Annotated in this window: 25 protein-coding genes; 13 read left to right on the top strand and 12 right to left on the bottom strand. The window is 63.1% G+C overall.

The genetic code is table 11. The annotated features are described in order from the left end of the window. Positions 1-20: 20 nt before the first annotated feature. The 6 genes from HX851_RS29210 to HX851_RS29185 all read right to left on the bottom strand — a co-directional run bounded on the left by HX851_RS29210 (position 21) and on the right by HX851_RS29185 (position 5,412). Positions 21-362, bottom strand: coding sequence for a helix-turn-helix domain-containing protein (locus HX851_RS29210; RefSeq protein ID WP_177064171.1), 342 nt, complete (start codon positions 360-362; stop codon positions 21-23). 105 nt (positions 363-467) lie between these two features. Next, entirely contained in the window at positions 468-1,487 is a 1,020-nt protein-coding gene (locus tag HX851_RS29205; RefSeq protein ID WP_177055677.1) for a DNA topoisomerase IB, read from the bottom strand. Positions 1,488-1,561: 74 nt separating this feature from the next. Next, complete coding sequence (modC, locus tag HX851_RS29200) at positions 1,562-2,650, bottom strand: molybdenum ABC transporter ATP-binding protein (protein WP_177064170.1); 1,089 nt, start codon at positions 2,648-2,650, stop codon at positions 1,562-1,564. Positions 2,651-2,653: 3 nt separating this feature from the next. Further along, the gene (gene modB, locus HX851_RS29195; RefSeq protein WP_177064169.1) at positions 2,654-3,334 is read right to left on the bottom strand and encodes a molybdate ABC transporter permease subunit; all 681 of its coding nucleotides are present in this window, start codon (positions 3,332-3,334) and stop codon (positions 2,654-2,656) included. Further along, positions 3,335-4,102: a molybdate ABC transporter substrate-binding protein gene (gene modA / locus HX851_RS29190; RefSeq protein WP_256262792.1), complete on the bottom strand. Its 768-nt coding sequence runs from the start codon at positions 4,100-4,102 to the stop codon at positions 3,335-3,337. A gap of 245 nt (positions 4,103-4,347) precedes the next feature. Next, positions 4,348-5,412 carry an NAD(P)H-dependent flavin oxidoreductase gene (locus HX851_RS29185; RefSeq protein ID WP_177064168.1) on the bottom strand — a complete coding sequence of 355 codons (1,065 nt, stop codon included), beginning with the start codon at positions 5,410-5,412 and terminating at the stop codon, positions 4,348-4,350. Between the two features lie 200 nt (positions 5,413-5,612). Between HX851_RS29185 and HX851_RS29180 the strand changes: the two genes are divergently transcribed. The 3 genes from HX851_RS29180 to acuI are packed head-to-tail and all read left to right on the top strand — an operon-like array spanning position 5,613 to position 7,805. After that, the gene (locus HX851_RS29180) at positions 5,613-6,071 is read left to right on the top strand and encodes a GyrI-like domain-containing protein (RefSeq protein ID WP_177064167.1); all 459 of its coding nucleotides are present in this window, start codon (positions 5,613-5,615) and stop codon (positions 6,069-6,071) included. A 57-nt stretch (positions 6,072-6,128) separates the two neighbouring features. Then, on the top strand, positions 6,129-6,764 hold the full coding sequence (acuR, locus tag HX851_RS29175; protein WP_177055660.1) for an acrylate utilization transcriptional regulator AcuR: 636 nt from the start codon (positions 6,129-6,131) through the stop codon (positions 6,762-6,764). 57 nt (positions 6,765-6,821) lie between these two features. After that, positions 6,822-7,805, top strand: a complete 984-nt coding sequence (gene acuI, locus HX851_RS29170; protein ID WP_177064166.1) for an acrylyl-CoA reductase (NADPH) — start codon at positions 6,822-6,824, stop codon at positions 7,803-7,805. Positions 7,806-7,859: 54 nt separating this feature from the next. Here acuI and alkB read toward each other — a convergent pair whose 3' ends face one another. Genes alkB through HX851_RS29155 form a run of 3 tightly spaced genes read right to left on the bottom strand, consistent with a single transcriptional unit; the run spans position 7,860 to position 9,056 of the window. Continuing rightward, the gene (alkB, locus tag HX851_RS29165) at positions 7,860-8,516 is read right to left on the bottom strand and encodes a DNA oxidative demethylase AlkB (RefSeq protein ID WP_177055656.1); all 657 of its coding nucleotides are present in this window, start codon (positions 8,514-8,516) and stop codon (positions 7,860-7,862) included. A gap of 28 nt (positions 8,517-8,544) precedes the next feature. Continuing rightward, complete coding sequence (locus tag HX851_RS29160) at positions 8,545-8,709, bottom strand: hypothetical protein (RefSeq protein WP_017125188.1); 165 nt, start codon at positions 8,707-8,709, stop codon at positions 8,545-8,547. 41 nt (positions 8,710-8,750) lie between these two features. After that, positions 8,751-9,056, bottom strand: coding sequence for a DUF1883 domain-containing protein (locus HX851_RS29155; RefSeq protein WP_017125189.1), 306 nt, complete (start codon positions 9,054-9,056; stop codon positions 8,751-8,753). A gap of 254 nt (positions 9,057-9,310) precedes the next feature. Here HX851_RS29155 and HX851_RS29150 point away from each other — a divergent pair, with 254 nt between their 5' ends. After that, complete coding sequence (locus tag HX851_RS29150) at positions 9,311-9,667, top strand: hypothetical protein (protein WP_177055654.1); 357 nt, start codon at positions 9,311-9,313, stop codon at positions 9,665-9,667. A 33-nt stretch (positions 9,668-9,700) separates the two neighbouring features. Here the strand turns inward: HX851_RS29150 and HX851_RS29145 are convergent, their stop codons facing one another. Then, complete coding sequence (locus tag HX851_RS29145; protein ID WP_177055653.1) at positions 9,701-9,982, bottom strand: hypothetical protein; 282 nt, start codon at positions 9,980-9,982, stop codon at positions 9,701-9,703. 12 nt (positions 9,983-9,994) lie between these two features. Further along, positions 9,995-10,177 carry a hypothetical protein gene (locus HX851_RS29140; RefSeq protein ID WP_177055651.1) on the bottom strand — a complete coding sequence of 61 codons (183 nt, stop codon included), beginning with the start codon at positions 10,175-10,177 and terminating at the stop codon, positions 9,995-9,997. 281 nt (positions 10,178-10,458) lie between these two features. On the opposite strand from HX851_RS29140, the gene galU reads away from it, so the two are divergent. From galU to HX851_RS29110, 6 genes are all read left to right on the top strand, one after another. Then, positions 10,459-11,298, top strand: coding sequence for a UTP--glucose-1-phosphate uridylyltransferase GalU (galU, locus tag HX851_RS29135; RefSeq protein ID WP_026145595.1), 840 nt, complete (start codon positions 10,459-10,461; stop codon positions 11,296-11,298). 145 nt (positions 11,299-11,443) lie between these two features. Beyond that, a complete protein-coding gene (gene gorA, locus HX851_RS29130) occupies positions 11,444-12,802 on the top strand; it encodes a glutathione-disulfide reductase (RefSeq protein WP_177055649.1) in 1,359 nt (452 codons plus the stop codon). Between the two features lie 2 nt (positions 12,803-12,804). Further along, positions 12,805-13,572 (top strand): AraC family transcriptional regulator, encoded by a 768-nt coding sequence (locus HX851_RS29125; RefSeq protein ID WP_177064165.1) that lies wholly within the window; start codon positions 12,805-12,807, stop codon positions 13,570-13,572. Positions 13,573-13,676: 104 nt separating this feature from the next. Further along, positions 13,677-13,850: a DUF1427 family protein gene (locus HX851_RS29120; RefSeq protein ID WP_017125196.1), complete on the top strand. Its 174-nt coding sequence runs from the start codon at positions 13,677-13,679 to the stop codon at positions 13,848-13,850. A gap of 34 nt (positions 13,851-13,884) precedes the next feature. Continuing rightward, positions 13,885-14,844: a quinone oxidoreductase family protein gene (locus HX851_RS29115; RefSeq protein ID WP_177055645.1), complete on the top strand. Its 960-nt coding sequence runs from the start codon at positions 13,885-13,887 to the stop codon at positions 14,842-14,844. 211 nt (positions 14,845-15,055) lie between these two features. Beyond that, on the top strand, positions 15,056-15,514 hold the full coding sequence (locus HX851_RS29110) for a DUF2214 family protein (RefSeq protein WP_177055643.1): 459 nt from the start codon (positions 15,056-15,058) through the stop codon (positions 15,512-15,514). Positions 15,515-15,579: 65 nt separating this feature from the next. Here the strand turns inward: HX851_RS29110 and HX851_RS29105 are convergent, their stop codons facing one another. Then, positions 15,580-16,125 (bottom strand): DUF4946 domain-containing protein, encoded by a 546-nt coding sequence (locus HX851_RS29105; RefSeq protein ID WP_177055641.1) that lies wholly within the window; start codon positions 16,123-16,125, stop codon positions 15,580-15,582. 220 nt (positions 16,126-16,345) lie between these two features. Here HX851_RS29105 and HX851_RS29100 point away from each other — a divergent pair, with 220 nt between their 5' ends. From HX851_RS29100 to HX851_RS29090, 3 genes are all read left to right on the top strand, one after another. After that, positions 16,346-17,602: an amidase gene (locus HX851_RS29100; protein WP_177064164.1), complete on the top strand. Its 1,257-nt coding sequence runs from the start codon at positions 16,346-16,348 to the stop codon at positions 17,600-17,602. Positions 17,603-17,669: 67 nt separating this feature from the next. Continuing rightward, complete coding sequence (locus HX851_RS29095; protein ID WP_177055637.1) at positions 17,670-18,968, top strand: dicarboxylate/amino acid:cation symporter; 1,299 nt, start codon at positions 17,670-17,672, stop codon at positions 18,966-18,968. A 16-nt stretch (positions 18,969-18,984) separates the two neighbouring features. Further along, positions 18,985-19,935, top strand: a complete 951-nt coding sequence (locus HX851_RS29090; protein WP_256262793.1) for a LysR family transcriptional regulator — start codon at positions 18,985-18,987, stop codon at positions 19,933-19,935. Positions 19,936-20,034 lie beyond the last annotated feature (99 nt).

The following is a 20,034-nucleotide window of genomic DNA, read 5'->3' as shown; positions in this document are numbered from 1 at the left end:
CGTCGTTCGGCAAACAAGGATCAATACTGATGTGAGTCCCGGTCACGCTTGACCAGTTTGAAATACACCTCTTCATCAGCCTGTTCGTCGAGTACTTCGCTGTTGAGGATTTTTCCGTCGATCAGGCGCCGCGCTTGTAGTGGATTCATATCGACCAACAGGGTTTTCCTGCCGGTCAGCACATACAGGACATCGACACCGATGCGTGTGATATTCGCCAGGTAGATTGCCCTGGGCGTACGCCGGTCGTGTTCGTACAGGCGTTGGGTGGAGACGCTGACGCTGGCTTTTTGCGCAAAAACCGCTTGGCGCAACGCGAGGCGCTGGCGCTCTTCCTTTAATCGAAAACCGAAGCTGGTCATTGTAAATAGTCCATTCTGGCCGAAGGTGCATAGGAAAATGCTAATCCTTGCAGGGCGTTTGACTCAATCTCTGCCGGCTTCCCCGGCACACCGTCCATCACTGTTTTACGATTGGCGTTGCAGGAACATCGCCAGACCCGCTTCCTCGATATTCAGGCCCTTGCGGATCCGGGGGCGTGGCAGTTTTTCCAGCTCGCCGAGGACGAACGCCTCGAGGACCGCAGGATGGATATAGCACTTGCGACAGACGGCGGGGGTGTTGCCCAATTGCCTGGCGACGTTTTTCACCATCTCGACGATCTGCTTTTTCGCCTCGGCTTCCGGCTCCCAGTAACGCTCGCGCAAGACCGCCAGCGCCAGGGCGCTGCCGGCCCAGGTGCGGAAGTCCTTGGCGGTGAACTCGGCACCGGTCAATTCATGCAGGTAGGCGTTCACGTCCGATGAGCTGACCGTGTGGCGTTCGCCCTGTTCATCCAGGTACTGGAACAGGTTTTGCCCGGGCAGCTCCAGGCAGCGCTTGAGCACATTGGCCAGGCGCCGGTCCTTGAGTGTCACCTGGTGCTCGACACCGCTCTTGCCGCGAAACTGGAAAAGCATGGCGCTGCCGTTGATTTCCACATGCCGGCTACGCAGGGTGGTCAGGCCGTAGGAGCGGTTGTCCCGGGTGTAACGGGTGTTGCCGACCCGGATCAGCGTGGCGTCGAGCAGGCCGATCACCGTGGCCATGACTTTGTCCCGGTCGAACCCCGGCATCGCGAGGGTGGCTTGCAATTGCCGGCGCAGCTTGGGCAGGGCGTTGCCGAACGCCTGCAGTCGTGCGTACTTGTCCTGGTCGCGGATCTCTCGCCAGCGCGGGTGATAGCGGTACTGCTTGCGGCCCCTGGCATCACGTCCGGTGGCTTGTAGATGACCTTGTGGGTCGGCGCAGATCCATACGTCGGTGTAGGCCGGCGGTACGGCCAGGGCATTGAGGCGCTTGATTTCGTCGGTGTCGCGAATGCGTTCGCCATCGGCGCTGAAGTAGGCGAACCGACCCCGCCAGGGCTTGCGGCGAATACCCGGAAGGGTGTCGTCGACGTAATGCAGATCGGGCGGCAGGTCGACGGGTGTCGGTACATCGGTCATGGCAGGGAGTCCTTGGCACAAAGTCAGGCTGCTATGACCGGTTGACCTCCGCCTGGCCCGAAGGTGCATTCAGTTCAGGCCAGTACCGCCACGGCCTTGATCTGCGCCCACAGTTGTTGTCCGACCTGCAACTGCAACTGGTCCCGCGAAAACCGGGTGATCCGCGCCAGCAACGGAGTACCGCCAGCCTCCAGCCTGACCAGTACGTGGGCGCTGTTGTCCGCGGGAATTTCGCCGGTCACGGTGACCGGCAGTCGATTGAGAATACTGCTGTGTTCTTCCGCCTGTCGGCTGAGGCTGACATCCCGTGCCTGGACCTTGAAGCGCAAGTGCTTGCCGACGGCCAGGGGCGTGTGGGCGACCCGCATGTTCAGCAGGCTGCCGGGCAGTTGCAGGGTGACCAGTTGGTAATGCGCGTCATAGGCGCTGACCTGGCCTTCGATCACCACGCCGGCATCATCGCCAAGGGCCAGGGGCAGGTCGAGCCGCGCCAGGGTTTCGCCGATGGGGCCGCTGGCCAGTGCCTTGCCGTCGCCGAGCAGGACGATATGGTCGGCCAGGCGCGCCACTTCGTCCTGGGAGTGACTGACATAGAGCACCGGGATATCCAGTTCGTCATGCAGGCGTTCGAGGTACGGCAGGATCTCGCCCTTGCGCTTGCTGTCGAGGGCCGCGAGGGGCTCGTCCATCAGCAGCAGTTGCGGGCTGGTGAGCAGCGCCCGGGCGATGCCGACACGCTGGCGTTCGCCGCCGGACAGGTGCTGTGGGTGGCGCTCGAGCAAGTGGCTGATACCCAGCAGTTCGCTGGCATGGGCCATGTCCACCCGACGTTGGGCACGGGGAATGCGTCGCAGGCCGAACTCCAGGTTGGCCCGCACCGAAAGGTGCGGGAACAGGCTGGCCTCCTGGAACACATAGCCGAGGGCGCGCTTGTGCGGAGGGACGAAATGTTGGCGGCTGCTGTCCTGCCAGACTTCGTCGTTGACCCGGATAAACGCCCTGGAGGCTTTTTCCAGGCCGGCGATGCAGCGCAGGCAGGTAGTCTTGCCGGAGCCGGAATGTCCGTACAACGCGGTCACGCCGCGGCCGGGCAGGTTCAGGTCGAGGTCGAGGGCGAAGTCCGGGTAGCTCAGTTGCAAACTGACCTGTATCGAAGCGGTCATGGCTCAGCTCCAGCCCATCTTGGTCTTGCGGCTCGAATACAGCGCCAGCAACACGATAAAGGAAAACACCAGCATGGCGCCGGCCAGCCAGTGGGCCTGGAGGTATTCCATGGCCTCGACGTGGTCGTAGATCTGCACCGAGACCACGCGTGTCTTCTGCGCAATGTTGCCGCCGATCATCAACACCACGCCGAACTCGCCGACGGTATGGGCGAAGCCGAGGATCGCGGCGGTGATAAAGCCCGGTCGTGCCAGGGGCAGGACCACGCTGAAGAAAGTGTCCCAGGGATTGGCACGCAAGGTCGCGGCCACTTCCAGCGGGCGGGTGCCGATGGCACTGAAGGCGTTTTGCAGGGGTTGCACCACAAAGGGCATCGAGTAGATCACCGAGCCGATCACCAGCCCGGTGAAACTGAAGGTCAGGGTACCCAGGCCGATGGCCTGGGTGAACTGGCCGATAAAACCGTGGGGCCCGAAGGCCAGCAGCAGATAGAAGCCGATCACCGTCGGTGGCAGCACCAGCGGCAGGGCCACCACCGCACCGATCGGCCCGCGCAGCCAGGAGCGGGTGCGGGCCAGCCATAACGCGATCGGCGTGCCGATCACCAGCAGGATCGCCGTGGTCAGGGCCGCCAGTTGCAGGGTCAGCCAGATCGCGGCGAAATCGTCACTGGTGAGCGGCATTTAGAGCTGGTAACCGTAGGACTTGATGATGGCCGCGGCTTTCGGACCTTTCAGGTAGTCGACCAGCGCTTTGGCGGCGGCATTGTCCTTGCCCTTGGTCAGGATCACCGCGTCCTGCTTGATGGCTTCATGCATGTCGGCCGGGACGATCCACGCCGAACCGCTGGTGACCTTGCCGTCCTTGTAGATCTGCGACAGGGCGACAAAACCCAGCTCGGCATTGCCGGTGGAGATGAACTGATAGGCCTGGGTGATGTTCTGGCCGGTAACCAGCTTGTCCTTGACCTTGTCGGTCAGGCCCAGCTTGGCCAGGACCTGGGTCGCGGCCAGGCCGTAAGGCGCGGCTTTCGGATCGGCGATGGACAGGTGCTGGTACTGGTTGTCCTTGAGCACCTGGCCTTTGGCATCGACGTAACCGTCCTTGGCCGACCACAGGGCCAGGGTGCCGACGGCATAGGTGAAGCGCGAGCCGGCGACGATGTCGCCTTCTTTTTCCAGCTTGGCCGGGGTGGTGTCGTCGGCAGCGAGGAACACTTCGAACGGCGCGCCGTTCTTGATCTGGGTGTAGAACTGGCCGGTGGCGCCATAGGCGGCGACCAGCTTGTGGCCGGTGTCTTTCTCGAAGTCGGCGGCAATCGCCTGGATCGGCGCGGTGAAGTTGGCGGCGACGGCCACCTGGACTTCTGCGGCCTCGGCCGAGGCGAAGGTAAAGAGGCCGAGCAGGGCGGCCAGGCAAGTCGGGGCGAAACGTGAGGCACGAGTGATCATGAAGCGGCTCCGTTCAAACGTTGGGGACAGGCACAGGCGCCGCTTGTTATAGGAAGTGTGCGGCGCTGAGAGGGGTGAATCGCTATATAAACAAATATATAGCGATTTGCTGGCCATGGCGAGGGTGCATGCTTTCTTAAAAACGCCACGTCCCTTGCAGGAGCCGGCTTGCCGGCGAAGACGGTCGGTCAGGCGATGCAAGGCTCACGGGCCTCATCGCCGGCAAGCCGGCTCCTACAGGGTGTTCAGCGTCCGCTCAGCTTCGCCAGTGCCTGTTCCGCCAATTGCCGGGTCAGTGTCTCCGCCGGCAATTCCACGCCCAGCCGCAGGGCCTGGCCGGACCACAGATTGCTGAAATCCGCTTCGCCCTTGGCTCGCAACGGCAGCAGTGCACCGCCGGCCAGGGGGAATGCCGGGGCCATGTCGCTGATCGGCCCGAGTTCACGCATCACCCGGTTCATGATCCCGCGCGCCGGCCGGCCGGTGAACAGGTTGGTCAGCGCCGTCTCGCTGTCCTTCGCCGTGCGCAGGGCCTGGTGATGGGAGGCCGAGACCTTGGCTTGCGGGGTGAACAGGTAGGCCGTCCCCAGTTGTGCCGCCGAAGCCCCGAGCATGAAGGCCGCGGCAACGCCACGACTGTCGCCGATACCGCCGGCGGCAATCACCGGCACCTTCACCGCATCGACGATCTGCGGCACCAGGGCAATGGTGCCGACCTGGGTATTGAGGTCGTTGCTGAGGAAGATACCGCGATGGCCGCCGGCTTCGTTGCCCATGGCGATGATCGCGTGGCAGCCGCGCTCTTCCAGCCAGCGCGCTTCATCCACGGTGGTGGCGCAACCGACAATCGTCGCCCCGGTGGCCTTCACCCGATCGAGCAGGGCTTCGGGCGGGAGGCCGAAGTGGAAGCTGACGATCTCCGGACGCAGTTCTTCCACCAGTTGGCAGCTGGTTTCATCGAAGGGCGCACGGCTGGAAACCGGCGTCGGCGCATTGAAGTCCAGGCCCAGTTCGCGGTAGTAGGGCGCCAGGCGCTCCTTCCAGCGTTTTTCCCGTTCCGGGTCGGCGGCAGGCGGCTGGTGGCAGAAGAAGTTGACGTTCAACGGCGCCTGGATCGCGGCACGAAATGCCTGCACTTCCTGGCGAATCTGGTCCGGGGTCAGCATTGCGCAAGGCAGTGAGGCGAGGCCGCCGGCCCGGGCGACACCGAGCATCAACGCGGCCGTGGTGGCGCCGGCCAACGGACCCTGGATGATCGGTATCTGGATGCCGAACAGGTCTAGAATGCGGGTGTCAGGCCAGGTGCTCATGATGCTTTTCTCCGGGGCAGATAAAAGGATAACGGCGAGAACAGGGCTGGTTTGTATCAGGAATGATGCGCGCAAGGCCAGTCATCATCTGTCCGGGCGGGCAAAAAGAGTGATTTGCGATGACGCTCGCGGCAAAATCCACCTAAAGTTGTCGTCGTTCAGAAATCGCCGTTCGAAAACCGCCCAGGAGCATGATGCAGATGGATGTGAAACGTGTGGAAGTGGCTGCTTTCCAGGTATCCGGCCCGCAGGTCCGGACCCGCAACGAGGACGAGCGGTGCGCTGAGACGGCAAGGATCGGTGGGTTGTGGGGCGGCTTCTTCGCCGAAGGGCTGGCCGAGCGTATCGCCAACCGCCAGCCGGATTCACGGGTGTATGGCGTCTACTCCGGCTACGAGTCGGATGCCAGCGGCTATTTCGATGTGACCGTCGCGGTCGCGGTGACGACGCCCGCCCCGGGGTATCCGACCCTTGAGGTGCAGGCCGGCCCCTATCTGGTTTTCGAAGGCCGGGGCGCCATGCCGCAGACGGTCATCGACACCTGGGGGCGGATCTGGTCCTACTTCGAGCAGCATCCCGGACAACGTCGCTTCGCTACGGATTTCGAGGTTTATACTGGGCCGGACAGCGTTGCGGTGTATATCGGGATCGTCGAGTGAGCCGACCTGCGCCTTTAGTCGCATGTATTTTCTAGTCGATCGGTCTATATTGTGCCCATGACCTCGATAACTGCCGCACCGCGAAAGCCTGGCCGTCCGCCGAAAATCCCCCGGGAGCAATTGCAGACCCGCGAGATGCTGGTGCGTTGCGGTACTGAAATCCTCACCGAACAGGGTTTCATGGCCACCGGTATCGACGTCGTGCTCAAGCGGGTAGGGGTGCCCAAGGGCTCGTTCTACCACTACTTCGACAGCAAGGAAGCGTTCGGCCAGGCGGTGCTCGCCAACTACGCCGAGTACTTTGCCCGCAAGCTCGACCGCTGGCTGCTGGATACATCACTGTCACCCTTGCAACGCCTGCGCGGCTTTGTCGACGAAGCCAAGGCCGGCATGGCGCGGCACGGGTTTCGGCGCGGTTGCCTGGTGGGCAACCTGGGCCAGGAAGTGACGCTGCTGCCGGACAGCTATCGCGAGCAACTGGACGCGGTGCTGCGCAGTTGGGAGCTGCGCCTGTCGCACTGCCTGCAGGCGGCGCAGGACGCGGGTGAACTGGCCCGCGACGCTGACTGCGCGGCCCTGGCGAATTTTTTCTGGATCGGTTGGGAGGGCGCGGTATTGCGCGCCCGGCTGGTGCGCAGCGAGGCACCCTTGGAAACCTTTATGCAGGGCTTTGCACGCTGTCTGGCGCATTGATTTTCCGGGGCTTTTTTTCGGCTATTTCTAGACGATCGGTCTAAATTGGAGGCAAGCATGTTCAGTGGCATCTTGATCGAAAAGGACGAAGACGGTTATCGGGCCAGCCTGGCCTCCCTCAGCGATGAACAATTGCCAGAGGGGGATGTGACGGTGCGGGTTGCCTACAGCACCCTGAACTTCAAGGACGGCCTGGCGATCACCGGCGCAAGCCCGGTGGTGCGGCGCTTCCCGATGGTGCCGGGCATCGACCTGGTGGGCACGGTAGAGCACAGCAGCCATACCGATTATCAGGCCGGCGACGCGGTGTTGCTCAATGGCTGGGGTGTCGGCGAGGGGCATTGGGGTGGACTGGCGCAGAAAGCCCGGCTCAACGGTGACTGGCTGATTCCGTTGCCCCAGGGGTTCACGGCGGCACAAACCATGGCCATCGGCACGGCAGGCTTTACCGCGATGCTCAGCATCCTGGCCCTGGAGCGCAACGGCCTGACGCCGGACCAGGGTGACGTGCTGGTGACGGGGGCCAATGGCGGCGTCGGCAGTTTTGCCGTGGCCTTGCTGGCGCGCCTGGGGTATCGGGTGCTCGCGTCCACCGGACGTACCAGCGAGCATGTTTATCTGAAACAACTGGGGGCTGCCGAGATCATCGACCGCGAGACGCTGTCACAACCGGGCAAGCCGCTGGCGAAAGAGCGCTGGGTCGCGGCCATCGACTCCGTGGGCAGTCACACCCTGGCCAATGTCTGCGCCGCTACCCGGGCCAATGGCACGGTGGCTGCCTGCGGCCTGGCCCAGGGCATGGATTTCCCGGCTTCGGTGGCACCGTTCATCCTGCGTGGTGTGACCCTGGCCGGGATCAACAGCGTGACCCAGCCCAAGGCGCAGCGGATTATTGCCTGGGATCGCCTGGCGAGGGATCTTGATCGCGAGCAATTGGCGCTGATCAGCGAGGAAATCAGCCTGGGCGAAGCGCTGGAGGTGGCCCCGCGATTGCTGGCCGGGCAGGTGCGGGGGCGAGTAGTCGTCGACGTCAACCGCTAGGATCTACGAAAACTGCCTGATCGCCGCTCGGCGAGTTTTCGTCAGACCTGGGGGCTAGCCGGCCGTACGCAAGGTGAAATTGATCCGTTCGGCGCCCAATTGCGGATGGTGGCCGTCCTTGATCGGCAGCACACCGTGATAACGCAGTCGGTCGACGCCGCCCCAGACCACCACGTCGCCGTGGAACAGCGGAATGCGCAAACTCTTGTCGCTGCGCTCGTGGCCGCCGAACAGGAACATCGCCGGCAGGCCCAGTGACACGGAAACTACTGGCGCGCTGAAGTCCTGCTCGTTGCGATCCTGGTGCAGGGACATCTTCGCTCCCGGCACATAGCGGTTGATCAGGCAGGCATCAGGGCTGAAGTGGGCAAAGCCCGCGGCCTGTGCGGCATCGGCCGCCAGTTGGCGGAATGCCTTGGGCATTGCCGGCCAGGGGCGGCCGCTTTGCGGATCGACGGCGCTGTAGCGGTAGCCGCTGCGATCGGTGGTCCAGCCCCAGGCGCCGCAACTGCTCAGGCTCGCGGACATGGTGAAGCCGCCCGGGGTGACCATCTGCCGGAACGGCGCGTCGAGCAATACCTGTTGCAGGGCCGGGAGCAGACGCTCGACCCAAGGCAGGGCGAAACCGCGCAGCACCCACGACTGCTCGCCGATCCGCTCGTTGCGCTCGGGTTGCTGCAGGTCGTCGGCGGCAAACAGATCAAGGGTCATGGGCTGTCCTGTCAGGCCCGTTGCGTGCTTACAGGGCCTTGCTGACTTTCACATCGGTGATGCTATCGTCGACTTTGCCATGAATGGCTTCCAGTGCGGCGCGGGCTTCGGCTTCGGTACCGTTTTCCAGTTGAGCGAAGTCGAAACGGCGTTCACCGTCGAGCTTGTATTTGATGACGTATTTGGTGGTCACGGTCATTCCAGTAACGAGAGAAGGTGGGCGTGTGCGCCGAATTAACGCAGTTTCGAGCTGGAACGGCGGATAATGCGGATCGAATGCGTCAGGTTCGGCTTGCGGGTGACGCTGATGGCGCGCTTGGTAACGACCGTGTCCAGGGTGATGTTCCAGAACCCGGTGCTCGGCACGGTGATCTTCGCCGGAAACGTGTCGAAGGCCCCGCCGTGGTAGGTGTGACGGCCGCCGTTCTTGAAACTGCGGAAGTTGGCGTCGTTCATCAGGCGGATGTTGCAGGTCTGGGAGCAGTCGATCACGACAATGTCGTCTTCGTTGAGGTGCTCGCGCTGGTGGATGAATTTCATGGGCGCCTCCAGAAGGCTTTTTCTACAAAATCAAAAAGATAGCATGTGGCGTAGCGGGGTTTGCGGCTACGATGGCGCTATTCTCCGGGCAGGTCGACAAGTTTGACGGATTACAGGGCCTTGTCGCCATATGAAGTTGGATTTAATTCAGGCGCATCCAGGCCTGGTGCTTTTAATTCAGGTGCTTTTAATTCACGTCCCAGGGAGAAAAATCCCATGGATGCTGTCGGAGCGTCTTTATCGGAGGTTTTTTCATGAAGTGGGGCGTTTGGGTCGCTGTCTTGGCGTTGAGTGGTTGTGCGAGTGTAAAGGACATCCAGCAGACACCGCCGACGCTGAATGTGATTTCGGGCAAGAAGCCCAATGAGTATGCCCAGTGCGTGGACACGATCCTGACCAAGAGCCGTGGCCCTTCGTTGCTGACGCCGCACAAGAGCGGGATCAAGATGGTCGTGCGTGATCGCCTGTCCACCTCGCCGGCGGCGCTGCTGGACATCGAAGAGCGTTCCAACGGCAGCAGCATCAAGCTCTACGAGAGCATGTCGAACAACCCGCTGCGCTCCAGCGCGGTGCTCGATGCGGCTACCCGCTGCATTTCCGGTCAGCCCTGAGGTCGGTGCCCACCAACCTCCGGCTGGTTTGCGTCACTTGCAGACCACCACCACGGTGCGGCTCTTGAAGTTGCCGACATCCACGCCGAGTGTCTTGTCGCTTTCGGCGGGCTGCGGGGTGCCATCCGTGCCGACGATGGTGTAGCCGGTCCCGGCACAGGAGGCATCGGCTTTCTCATAGCACTTGGCCCAAGACATCGCCTCGCCCGAGCAGTCGATCGCCAGGCCTTGCCGGCCGTTGTCCAGATAGGTCTTGGACGCCGTGGCGCAGCCGCCCAGGGCCACTACCGCAATCAGTGCCAGAAGTCGCTTCATGTCGTTCAGCCTTCAGTTGCCACGACGCTTGGCGGCGGGGGCTGGGGTGTCCTGGAAAACCGATGCCACTTCAATAGCCAGTGCCTCGGTGGGGAACGGCCCTGCAATGTTCTCGCCATCGACACCGGCGACCCACCACTGGCCGTCTTTCGCCTGGTTGATCAGGTAACCGTTCACGCTTTTTGCTGCCGACATCGATCTGTCTCACTGGGGATCATGGAAGGCGGGAATCATAGCGCAGATCAAGGCGAAAACCGGTATCAGCAGCTAGAATTGCTGCCTTGGCGTGCGCGTGAAAGTGTTCCGTGGTCGCCGCGGGTACCGGGCGTCGCACTATTTGCAAGCCTCGCGGAACTATCCGCGCCAGTTTTTCTCTATGTTGGCGTCAGTATGCTATCAGCGGGGCATTGTAAGGTGACCGCCGCCTGATTAGACTGCGCCGAAACTCGTACACACCGCCCTTTTTAAGGACTTATATGATCAAGAAATGCTTGTTCCCAGCAGCCGGTTACGGTACTCGCTTCCTGCCAGCGACTAAAGCCATGCCTAAAGAAATGCTGCCGGTGGTGAACAAGCCACTGATCCAGTACGGCGTCGAGGAAGCGCTGGACGCCGGACTGAACGAGATCTCGATCGTCACCGGCCGCGGCAAGCGCGCGCTGGAAGACCACTTCGACATCAGCTACGAGTTGGAAAACCAGATCAAGGGCACCGACAAGGAAAAATACCTGGTCGGTATCCGTCGCCTGTTGGACGAGTGCTCGTTCTCCTACACCCGCCAGACCGAAATGAAGGGGCTGGGCCATGCGATCCTGACCGGCCGCCCACTGATCGGCGACGAGCCGTTCGCCGTGGTCCTGGCGGACGACCTGTGCGTCAACCTCGAAGGTGACGGCGTGCTCAAGCAGATGGTCAAGCTGTACAAACAGTACCGCTGCACCATCGTCGCGATCATGGAAGTCGATCCACAGGAAACCAGCAAGTACGGCGTGATCGCCGGCGACCTGATCGGTGACGACCTGTACCGCGTACGCAACATGGTCGAGAAGCCAAAACCGGAAGATGCCCCGTCGAACCTGGCGATCATCGGTCGCTACATCATGACCCCGGACATCTTCAACCTGATCGAACAGACCGAACCGGGCAAAGGCGGCGAGATCCAGATCACCGACGCCCTGATGAAACAGGCCCAGGACGGTTGCGTGATTGCCTACAAGTTCAAGGGCAAGCGTTTCGACTGCGGTGGCGCCGAAGGCTACATCGAGGCCACCAACTTCTGCTTCGAACACTTCTACAAGACCGGCAAGGCTTACTAAGCCAGCGCCGCTTCTCTGGTAGAAAGACCGGTAGAAAGAAAAGCCACCCACGGGTGGCTTTTTCATTTGGGCGCCCTTATGTAGTGTCCAGCGCTGACCCAAAAGGCCACAGCGGTTATGCTGTGTGCCTGCCGAGGAGATAGAAATGGCCTACGATTTTGATCTGTTTGTAATTGGCGCCGGTTCCGGCGGTGTACGTGCGGCGCGGTTTGCCGCCGGTTTCGGGGCCAAAGTGGCAGTGGTCGAGAGCCGCTACCTGGGTGGCACCTGCGTCAACGTCGGCTGCGTGCCGAAGAAGCTGCTGGTGTACGGCTCGCACTTCGCCGAAGACTTCGAACACGCGCAAGGCTTCGGCTGGTCGCTGGGCGAGGCGAACTTCGACTGGGCGACCCTGATCGCCAACAAGGACAAGGAAATCAATCGCCTCAACGACATCTACCGCAACCTGCTGGCCAACAGCGGCGTTACCTTGCTGGAAGGCCATGGCAAGCTGGTGGATCCGCATCAGGTCGAGGTCAACGGCCAGCGCTACAGCGCCAGGCATATCCTGATCGCCACCGGTGGCTGGCCGCAGATCCCGGAGATTCCGGGGCATGAACATGCCATCGGCTCCAATGAGGCGTTCTTCCTCAAGGAACTGCCCAAACGCATCCTGGTGGTCGGTGGCGGTTATATCGCCGTCGAGTTCGCCGGCATTTTCAATGGCCTCGGCGCCGATACCCAACTGCTATATCGCGGCGACCTGTTCCTGCGTGGCTTCGACGGCGCGGTGCGCAAGCACCTGGCCGAAGAGCTTGGCAAGCGCGGCCTGGGCCTGCAGTTCAATGCCGATATCGAGCGTATCGACAAGCTGGCCGACGGCAGCCTGAAAGCCACTCTCAAGGATGGTCGCGAGCTGGAGACCGATTGCATCTTCTACGCCACCGGCCGACGTCCGATGCTGGACAACCTGGGCCTGGAAAACACCGGGGTGAAGCTGGACAAGCACGGCTTTATCGAGGTCGACGAACTGTACCAGACCAGCGAACCGTCGATCCTCGCCCTGGGCGATGTGATCGGCCGCGTGCAACTGACGCCGGTGGCCCTGGCCGAAGGCATGGCGGTGGCCCGGCGCCTGTTCAAGCCCGAACAGTATCGTCCGGTCGACTACAACCTGATTCCCACCGCCGTGTTCAGCCAGCCGAATATCGGCACGGTCGGCCTGAGCGAGGAGCAGGCGCGGGAGCAGGGCCATGAGGTGCAGATCTTCGAAAGCCGGTTCCGGCCTATGAAGCTGACCCTGACCGAAGACCAGGAACGTACCCTGATGAAGCTGGTGGTGGATGCCCGCACCGACAAGGTCCTGGGTTGCCATATGGTCGGCCCCGACGCCGGTGAAATCATCCAGGGCCTGGCTATCGCCCTGAAGGCCGGCGCCACCAAGCAGCACTTCGACGAAACCATCGGTGTGCATCCGACGGCGGCCGAAGAGTTCGTCACCATGCGTACGCCTGTCGCCCGCTGATCATGGCCCTGGCCGCGCCGCCCGATCTCACCGACACCGGCCGGCCCGTGCAGCCCCTGGCACGGACTTACCCGCGGGGCTTGTACATCGAGCCCCACGAGCATGTCTGGGGGCAATTGCTGTATGCGATGTCCGGGGTCATGTGGGTCGAGACGCCTCATGAAGCCCTGGTGGTCCCGCCGCAACGGGCGGTCTGGTTGCCGCCCGGTGTCGCCCATGGCATCCGGGTGGTGTCGGACCTGCAGATGCGCAATATCTACCTGCGTCCGGCCCTGGCCGAGACCCTGGAAAGCACGGTCCAGGTGATCGAGGTCGGCGGCCTGTTGCGCGAGCTGATCGTCCGGTTGGTCGAGCAGACCGACGACCCGCAGGGCGAATACTACGAGGCGCTGGTCAACCTGGCGTTGCTGGAGCTCAAGCAAGCGCGGCGTTCGCTGCTGAAAATCCCGATGCCTTGCGAGACCGACCGGCGCCTGATGAGCCTCTGTCAGGCGGTGATGGGCGCGCCGTCCCTGGCGATTTCCTTCGATCAGCATGCCGAACAGGCCGGCGCCAGCGTGCGCACCTTGGCCCGCCTGTTCCAGGCGGAGCTGGGCATGGGCTTTGCCGAGTGGCGGCGCCAGGTGCAACTGGCGACGGCGGTGGCGGAGTTGATCCAGGGCGTGCCGGTCAGTCGCATCGCCCGCTCGCTGGGTTACTCGCCCAGCAGTTTCAGCGATATGTTCCGCCGTGCCCTGGGCATCGCGCCGTCGCATTACCCGGTGGGCTGACGCCGTACCCTCGATTTTGGCCGATATCCAGAAGCCCTTGACCGACAGCCATGCTTTGTCGGCCATAGACTGCGGGCATTCCCTTATCGAGCCCGGAGTTCGTCATGAGCTACCTGATTTCCCTCGCCATCGGCATTGTTGTCGGGCTGCTTTACGGCGGGCTCGATTTCCGTTCCCCGGCGCCACCCGCCGTGGCCCTGGTCGGTTTGCTGGGCATGCAACTGGGCGAGAAGGCCTGGCCCCTCGGCAAGCAACTGGTGGCTGGCTGGTTGTCCTGAAGAATCCCTTGTTCCCTGTCTGGATGCGTACTTTATGAAAGCCCTGCAATTTTCGAAGACCGGCGATCTCTCGGCCTTGCAACTGGTCGACCTGCCGATGCCCGTGCCCGCTGCCGGAGAAGTCCTGGTGCAGATCAAGGCGGCCGGCCTGAACCCCAGCGATGTGAAAAACGTCCTCGGTCGCTTCGCCTACACCACCTTGCCACGGGTCCCCGGACGGGATTTCGCCGGCGTGGTCGTCGAGGGGCCGCAGGCACTGCTCGGCCAGGAAGTCTGGGGCACCGGCAAGGAGCTGGGCTTTACCGGCGACGGTTCCCACGCGCAATACCTGACCCTGCCGGCCAGGGGCGTGGCGCTCAAGCCGAGCCACTTGAGTTTTGTCCAGGCCGCCAGCCTCGGCGTGCCGTACACCACCGCCTGGGATGCCCTGGAGCGCAGCCTGGTGAAGGCCGGTACGCGGTTGCTGGTCATCGGCGCGAGTGGCGCGGTCGGCAGCGCGGCGATGGCCCTGGCGAAGATCCGTGGTGCCCAGGTGCTCGGTGCGGTGCGGCGTCCGGAGCAGGTCAAGGCACTGCAGGACAAGGGTTTCGAGGCCATTCAACTGGACCAGCCGGAAACCTTGGCGGCGGCGGTCAACGGCGTGTTTCCCGGCGGCGCCGAGGTAATCTTCGACACCACCGGCTTCTGGTTACCGGCGGCGGTCGGCGCGCTGGCACCTTTCGGGCGGATCGCGATCATCGCCGCGCCGGTCGACGGTCATGTGCAACTGCCGGCCCTGGCGTTGTATCGCAAGGGTGGTTCGGTGGTCGGCATCAACTCGTTGCTCTATGGCACCGAGGCCTGCGCGCGGATGCTCGAGCAGTTCGGACGGTTCTTCGACGAAGGCTTGCTGGAGCTGCCATCGGGCCTGCTGGAATCTCCGCTGGCCGAAGGCCCGGCGCGGTATGCCGAGGTCAATCAGGGCAGCAGTGACAAGGTGATTCTGCTGCCATAAGGCAAATACGGACTCTGTTGGGAGCCTGGCTTGTCGGGACGCCGCATCGCAGCGATGAGGCCCGTGAGGCCGCTAAAAGCTTCGCGGACAAGCCACGCTCCTACGGATTATGTGGCGTATTCAGGGGCGCATGTCCTTAACTGAATGAAGCCGCTCGCGACAAGGGGTGGTTTGAGCTACAACTGTCTTGCTCATTCAAGGAGACGATCCGATGCTTGCTCACTGGTCCCTGGCAGCGCTGCACCTTCTGGCCTTCGGTATCGCCCTGGCGGCGGTGTTCGGTCGTGGCGGAGCCTTGCGCCGCCTCACCGGCAGCGGCCCGGCGGAACTGCGCCAGGTGTTCATCTGGGACAATCTGTGGGGCATCAGCGCCGGCGTCCTGCTGGTCACCGGTGGTCTGCGGGCTTTCGCCGGCTTCGAGAAGGGCAGCGATTACTACCTGCATCAGCCGCTGTTCCACCTCAAGCTGACCCTGTTCGTGATTGTCCTGCTGCTGGAACTGGCGCCGATGATCAGCCTGATCAAGTGGCGTATCGCGCAGAAGAAGGGCGCGGCCATCGATACCGGCCGGGCTCGCCTGTTCGCGCGGATCAGCCATATTGAAGCGCTGTTGATCATGCTGATCGTGATTGCCGCCAGCGGCATGGCCCGGGGATTCCTGGCGGGGTAGGGGTGTAGTTCTGCGGGGGCTGTTCGGCCGTCATCGCCGGCAAGCCGGCTCCCACAAGGAACGGGTCAGGGCTGCAGGCGCAGGCTGGCGCGGATGCCGTTGACCACCGGCTCCACAGTCTTGTAGCCGTCCGCCGAGCCGGCGTACAGCAGCGAGTACGCCTTGCCGTCATTGGCCGCTGCCACCAGGGTCTGGGTCATCACGTGACCGCCGTTCTGGGTGATGGTGCAGGTGGTTTCCACCGCCGCCAAACCGCCCAGGGTGCTGTCGTGAATGCGGTTGCACACGCTCATGAAGCCGCGCTCGACGAAGTTCTTCTGCACCGCCTTGCGCATCTCCAGCAACACGCCGGGGAGGTTGACCTCATGGCCGGGGTTGAGGGCCGACTGGGTCAGTTCCATGACCATCATCGGATCGCCGTTGGGGTCGTTCTTCACCGCACGTTGACGCAATCCGCTGATGACTTCGCCCGCAGCATTCTGCGCCGGCGGCAGGGTCTGTACTTCCCAATCGCCGGGCCAGGTGATCATCAGATCGTCGGCCAGGGCTGACGAGCCGCCCAGCAGCAGGAAGAGGGCGGTGAAACAGGCACGGCGTTGCACAGAGGTCATGGGAGGGCACTGACAAGAAAGGCTGGGATTGATTGTTACAGTGTATCAATAGATCAGGCCGGTTTGCCGATTCTTCTGTGTTTTTGCCTTGGGTCGTTTCGGGGGCGCGTTCCTGAGCGTTCGTTTCCGACAAAGGCTGGCTTTGCCAACCCTCGCTGTTTTCTCCGGTTGGCCCCCTCGATACTCACGTCACAAGAACGCACCGAGGAACACGCCGATCATGCACCCTCTCGACCGCCGGCCTGCTGCCGAATGCCCCCATGACGATCCGCAACCGGTTGCCCTGTTGCAGCCGGGCCTGTACGGGGCCTTTGTTCGTGAAGGCTTCTCCCGGACACCTTTTATCACGCCTCATTACGGGGCTTTGTCAGGCCTGCGCCTGGCGGCCAAGGATGTCTTCGATATCGAGGGGCAACGTACCGGTGCTGGCAATCCGCGCTGGCTGGCCCAGCAGGCCCCGGCAACGGCGACGGCCCTGGCGGTGCGCCTGCTACTGGAAGCCGGTGCCGAATGGACCGGCAAGACGGTCACCGACGAACTGGCGTTCAGCCTGGCAGGGATCAACCTGCACTACGGTACACCGTGCAATCCGGCCGACCCGTTGCGGATTCCCGGAGGGTCGTCGTCCGGCTCGGCGGTGGCGGTGGCCGCAGGACTCGCGGATATCGGCCTGGGTACCGATTGCGGCGGGTCCTGCCGTTTGCCGGCCAGCTACTGCGGGGTATGGGGCATGCGTCCGACCCAGGGCCGCATTGCCACGCGTGGTTGCTTCGCCCTGGCCCACAGCTTCGATACCGTCGGCTGGTTCGCCGCCAGTGGTGAGCATCTCGCAGCGGTGTTCGCGGTCCTGGCCAACGAGGCTCTGGACGAACGCTCGTTGCAAGCCCCTGTGTTCCACTTGAGCGAGGACACCCTGGCGGTGTGCGACAAGGACGTGCAGGTGGCGTTCGGCGCCCTGGTCGAACGGCTCGGCAGTGACCTGCAACACGCGGTGCTGCCAGCGGGTAGCCTGCCGCTGGCGGATTACGCCCAGGCCCATCGGGCCTTGCAGGGCGGTGAGATCTGGCAGCAGCACGGTGCCTGGATCAGTGTCCATCTCGACCAGCTCGCGGAAGATGTTCGCCAGCGTTTTCTCGCCGGCTCGCGGGTCACCGCCCGGCAGGTCGCCGCCGAGCAACGGGTACGCCAGGCCGCCGCACAGCAACTGGCGACGCTTTTTACCAATGATTCGAGCTTCCTGCTGTTGCCCACGGTGCCGGCCGTTGCCCCGCGCCTGGATGCCAGCAGCGAAGCCATGGAGCAACAGCGCCTGCGTTCCCAGCAGTTGCTGAGCATCGCCGGCCTGGCCGGTCTGCCGCAGGTCAGCCTGCCCTGGATCAGCCTTGACGGCGCTCCGCTGGGGCTATCGGTGATCGGTCCGCGCGGCAGTGACGCGCGGGTCCTGGCCGCTGCAAGGTGGCTGCATCAGCGTCTCTGACGCGAGCGATGCCTTGCGATTTTTCTCGGGCGAGAACATCGCCCGATACCTTTTGTGGAGACCAATAATGAAAAGACCCTTCTACAAAGTGCTGTACATCCAGGTCCTCGCCGCCATGCTCCTGGGCATCGCCGTCGGCCACTACTGGCCAAGCCTGGCCGCCGATATGAAGCCGCTGGGTGATGCCTTCATCAGGCTGATCAAGATGGTGATCGGGCCGATCATCTTCTGCACCGTGGTCACCGGTATCGCCGGCATGGACAGCATGAAGAAGATCGGCCGGGTCGGTGGCAAGGCCTTGCTCTACTTCGAAGTGGTCTCGACCCTGGCCTTGCTGATCGGCCTGGTGGCGACCCACTGGCTGACGCCCGGCGCCGGTTTCAACGTCGATCCGGCCAGGCTCAATGCCAGCGCGGTGGCCGCCTATGCGGACAAGGCCCACGAACTGAGCACCAGCGGCTTCCTGATGAACATTATCCCGGACACCCTGGTGTCGGCCTTCGCCCAGGGCGCGATCCTGCAGATCCTGCTGGTGGCGCTGCTGTTCGGCGCGGTGCTGGCCGGGCTGGGGGAGAAGGCGAAGAGCGTCAACCAGTTGATCGACGGCCTGTCCCAGGTGCTGTTCGGGATTGTCGGGATCATCACCCGGCTGGCGCCCATCGGCGCCTTCGGGGCCATCGCCTTCACCATCGGAACCTATGGCGTTGGTTCGTTGCTGCCGATGCTGAAGCTGATCGGCACCTTCTATATCACCGCCTTGTTCTTCGTGATCGTGGTGCTGGGGGCGATTGCCCGGTTTGTCGGTTTCAACCTGTTCCGCTTCCTGGTCTATATCAAGGAAGAGTTGCTGATCGTCCTCGGCACCAGTTCCGGCGAGCCGGTACTGCCGCTGATGATGACCAAGCTGGAGCGTCTCGGTTGCTCGCGCTCGGTGGTCGGGCTGGTGATTCCCACCGGCTACTCGTTCAACCTCGACGGCACCAATATCTACATGACCATGTGTGTGCTGTTTATCGCCCAGGCGATGAATATCGAGATCACCTGGACCCAGCAACTGACCTTGCTCGCCGTGGCCATGGTAACGTCCAAGGGCGCCAGTGGCGTGACCGGCGCGGCCTTTATCACCCTGGCGGCGACGTTGGCGGTGATGCCGACGGTGCCGGTGTCCGGATTGGTGCTGATCCTCGGGATCAACCGTTTCCTCAGTGAAGTGGTGGCCCTGACCAATGTGATCGGCAACGGCGTGGCGACGGTGGCGGTCTCGGCCTGGGAGAAGGAGCTGGATCGCGAACGCATGCACCGCGTGCTCAACCGCCTGCCCGAGCCCCAGCCTGAGCCGGTCGAGGCAGAGGCCATTGCCAAGTGACCCAGGGTAAGGTGTGATGACCGAGCCCTTTCAACGTGGCTCGATCCTCATGCATTACGATCTGGTGGACCTCAAGGTATTCCTCGCGGTAGCCGAGGAAGGCAACCTGACCCGCGGCGCGGCGCGCTGTCACCTGGCGCCGTCATCGGTCAGCCTGCGCCTCAAGGGCCTGGAAGAGGCCATCGGCACCGAGTTGCTGGTGCGCCAGGCCCGGGGCGTTAGGCTGACCCAGGCCGGCGTGGTGATGCTCGAACACACCCGGCGCTGCCTGGCCCAACTGGAGCAGATGCATGCCGACCTGATGCCGTACGTCCAGGGCCTGACCAGCCATATCACCTTCTTTGCCAATAACAACGCCATCAGTTCCTTCCTGCCCGCCGACCTGAGCCGGTTCTTCGCCGCCTATCCCGCCGTGCGGATCAACCTGGAGGAGCGCCTGGGCTCGGAAATCGTTGCGGCGGTGGCGGCGGGCAGGGCGGATATCGGCATCGTCGCGGTGGATTCCGACCACCCGGACCTGCAATTCGTGCCGTACCGCGAAGACCGCTTCGTGATCATCGCGCCGCCGCACAGCGCGCTGGCTCGCGAGGTGTCGGTGCGCTTTACCGCGTGCCTGGGGACACCCTTCATCAGCCTGCAAAGCGGCGCGGCGCTGCACACCTACCTGATGAGTCAGGCGGCCCTGGCCGGCGGCTCGCTGGATGTCTGTGTGCAGGTCTCGGGGTTCGGTTCGATTGTCCAATTGGTGGCATCGGGCGCCGGAATCAGTATCGTGCCGCTGTCGACCCTGGCCGCCGATGATGACCGCCGCCTGGCGATCATCGAGCTGCGCGAGCGCTGGGCTTTGCGTCACCATCGGGTGTGTTTTCGCCGGGAAGTCCTGGAAAAGCACTACTTTTTGCGGCAGTTGGTCGAGCTGTTGCACGAGGGATACCAGGCGCCGGAGGACCGTACAGAGGTCCCCTGAAACACCGGCACAGTCGACCGTTGCTCAGCTAACCCTTTGCTTCTTAAGCTTAATCCCGGACAATCGCGCCCCTCTTATGGCCGGGGCGCTGCCAGTGAC

Source organism: Pseudomonas gingeri (assembly GCF_013385635.1).
GTDB lineage: Bacteria > Pseudomonadota > Gammaproteobacteria > Pseudomonadales > Pseudomonadaceae > Aquipseudomonas > Aquipseudomonas gingeri_A.
Note: the sequence above shows the minus strand (reverse complement) of the source record. Positions and strands in the feature narration are given on the sequence as shown.

Bases quoted from the DNA above. Each gene is read 5' to 3' on its own strand.
- HX851_RS29210 (WP_177064171.1), bottom strand. From the start codon at position 362: ATGACCAGCTTCGGTTTTCGATTAAAGGAAGAGCGCCAGCGCCTCGCG.
- HX851_RS29205 (WP_177055677.1), bottom strand. From the start codon at position 1,487: ATGACCGATGTACCGACACCCGTCGACCTGCCGCCCGATCTGCATTAC.
- modC (WP_177064170.1), bottom strand. From the start codon at position 2,650: ATGACCGCTTCGATACAGGTCAGTTTGCAACTGAGCTACCCGGACTTC.
- modB (WP_177064169.1), bottom strand. From the start codon at position 3,334: ATGCCGCTCACCAGTGACGATTTCGCCGCGATCTGGCTGACCCTGCAA.
- modA (WP_256262792.1), bottom strand. From the start codon at position 4,102: ATGATCACTCGTGCCTCACGTTTCGCCCCGACTTGCCTGGCCGCCCTG.
- HX851_RS29185 (WP_177064168.1), bottom strand. From the start codon at position 5,412: ATGAGCACCTGGCCTGACACCCGCATTCTAGACCTGTTCGGCATCCAG.
- HX851_RS29180 (WP_177064167.1), top strand. From the start codon at position 5,613: ATGGATGTGAAACGTGTGGAAGTGGCTGCTTTCCAGGTATCCGGCCCG.
- acuR (WP_177055660.1), top strand. From the start codon at position 6,129: ATGACCTCGATAACTGCCGCACCGCGAAAGCCTGGCCGTCCGCCGAAA.
- acuI (WP_177064166.1), top strand. From the start codon at position 6,822: ATGTTCAGTGGCATCTTGATCGAAAAGGACGAAGACGGTTATCGGGCC.
- alkB (WP_177055656.1), bottom strand. From the start codon at position 8,516: ATGACCCTTGATCTGTTTGCCGCCGACGACCTGCAGCAACCCGAGCGC.
- HX851_RS29155 (WP_017125189.1), bottom strand. From the start codon at position 9,056: ATGAAATTCATCCACCAGCGCGAGCACCTCAACGAAGACGACATTGTC.
- HX851_RS29150 (WP_177055654.1), top strand. From the start codon at position 9,311: ATGAAGTGGGGCGTTTGGGTCGCTGTCTTGGCGTTGAGTGGTTGTGCG.
- HX851_RS29145 (WP_177055653.1), bottom strand. From the start codon at position 9,982: ATGAAGCGACTTCTGGCACTGATTGCGGTAGTGGCCCTGGGCGGCTGC.
- HX851_RS29140 (WP_177055651.1), bottom strand. From the start codon at position 10,177: ATGTCGGCAGCAAAAAGCGTGAACGGTTACCTGATCAACCAGGCGAAA.
- galU (WP_026145595.1), top strand. From the start codon at position 10,459: ATGATCAAGAAATGCTTGTTCCCAGCAGCCGGTTACGGTACTCGCTTC.
- gorA (WP_177055649.1), top strand. From the start codon at position 11,444: ATGGCCTACGATTTTGATCTGTTTGTAATTGGCGCCGGTTCCGGCGGT.
- HX851_RS29125 (WP_177064165.1), top strand. From the start codon at position 12,805: ATGGCCCTGGCCGCGCCGCCCGATCTCACCGACACCGGCCGGCCCGTG.
- HX851_RS29120 (WP_017125196.1), top strand. From the start codon at position 13,677: ATGAGCTACCTGATTTCCCTCGCCATCGGCATTGTTGTCGGGCTGCTT.
- HX851_RS29115 (WP_177055645.1), top strand. From the start codon at position 13,885: ATGAAAGCCCTGCAATTTTCGAAGACCGGCGATCTCTCGGCCTTGCAA.
- HX851_RS29110 (WP_177055643.1), top strand. From the start codon at position 15,056: ATGCTTGCTCACTGGTCCCTGGCAGCGCTGCACCTTCTGGCCTTCGGT.
- HX851_RS29105 (WP_177055641.1), bottom strand. From the start codon at position 16,125: ATGACCTCTGTGCAACGCCGTGCCTGTTTCACCGCCCTCTTCCTGCTG.
- HX851_RS29100 (WP_177064164.1), top strand. From the start codon at position 16,346: ATGCACCCTCTCGACCGCCGGCCTGCTGCCGAATGCCCCCATGACGAT.
- HX851_RS29095 (WP_177055637.1), top strand. From the start codon at position 17,670: ATGAAAAGACCCTTCTACAAAGTGCTGTACATCCAGGTCCTCGCCGCC.
- HX851_RS29090 (WP_256262793.1), top strand. From the start codon at position 18,985: ATGACCGAGCCCTTTCAACGTGGCTCGATCCTCATGCATTACGATCTG.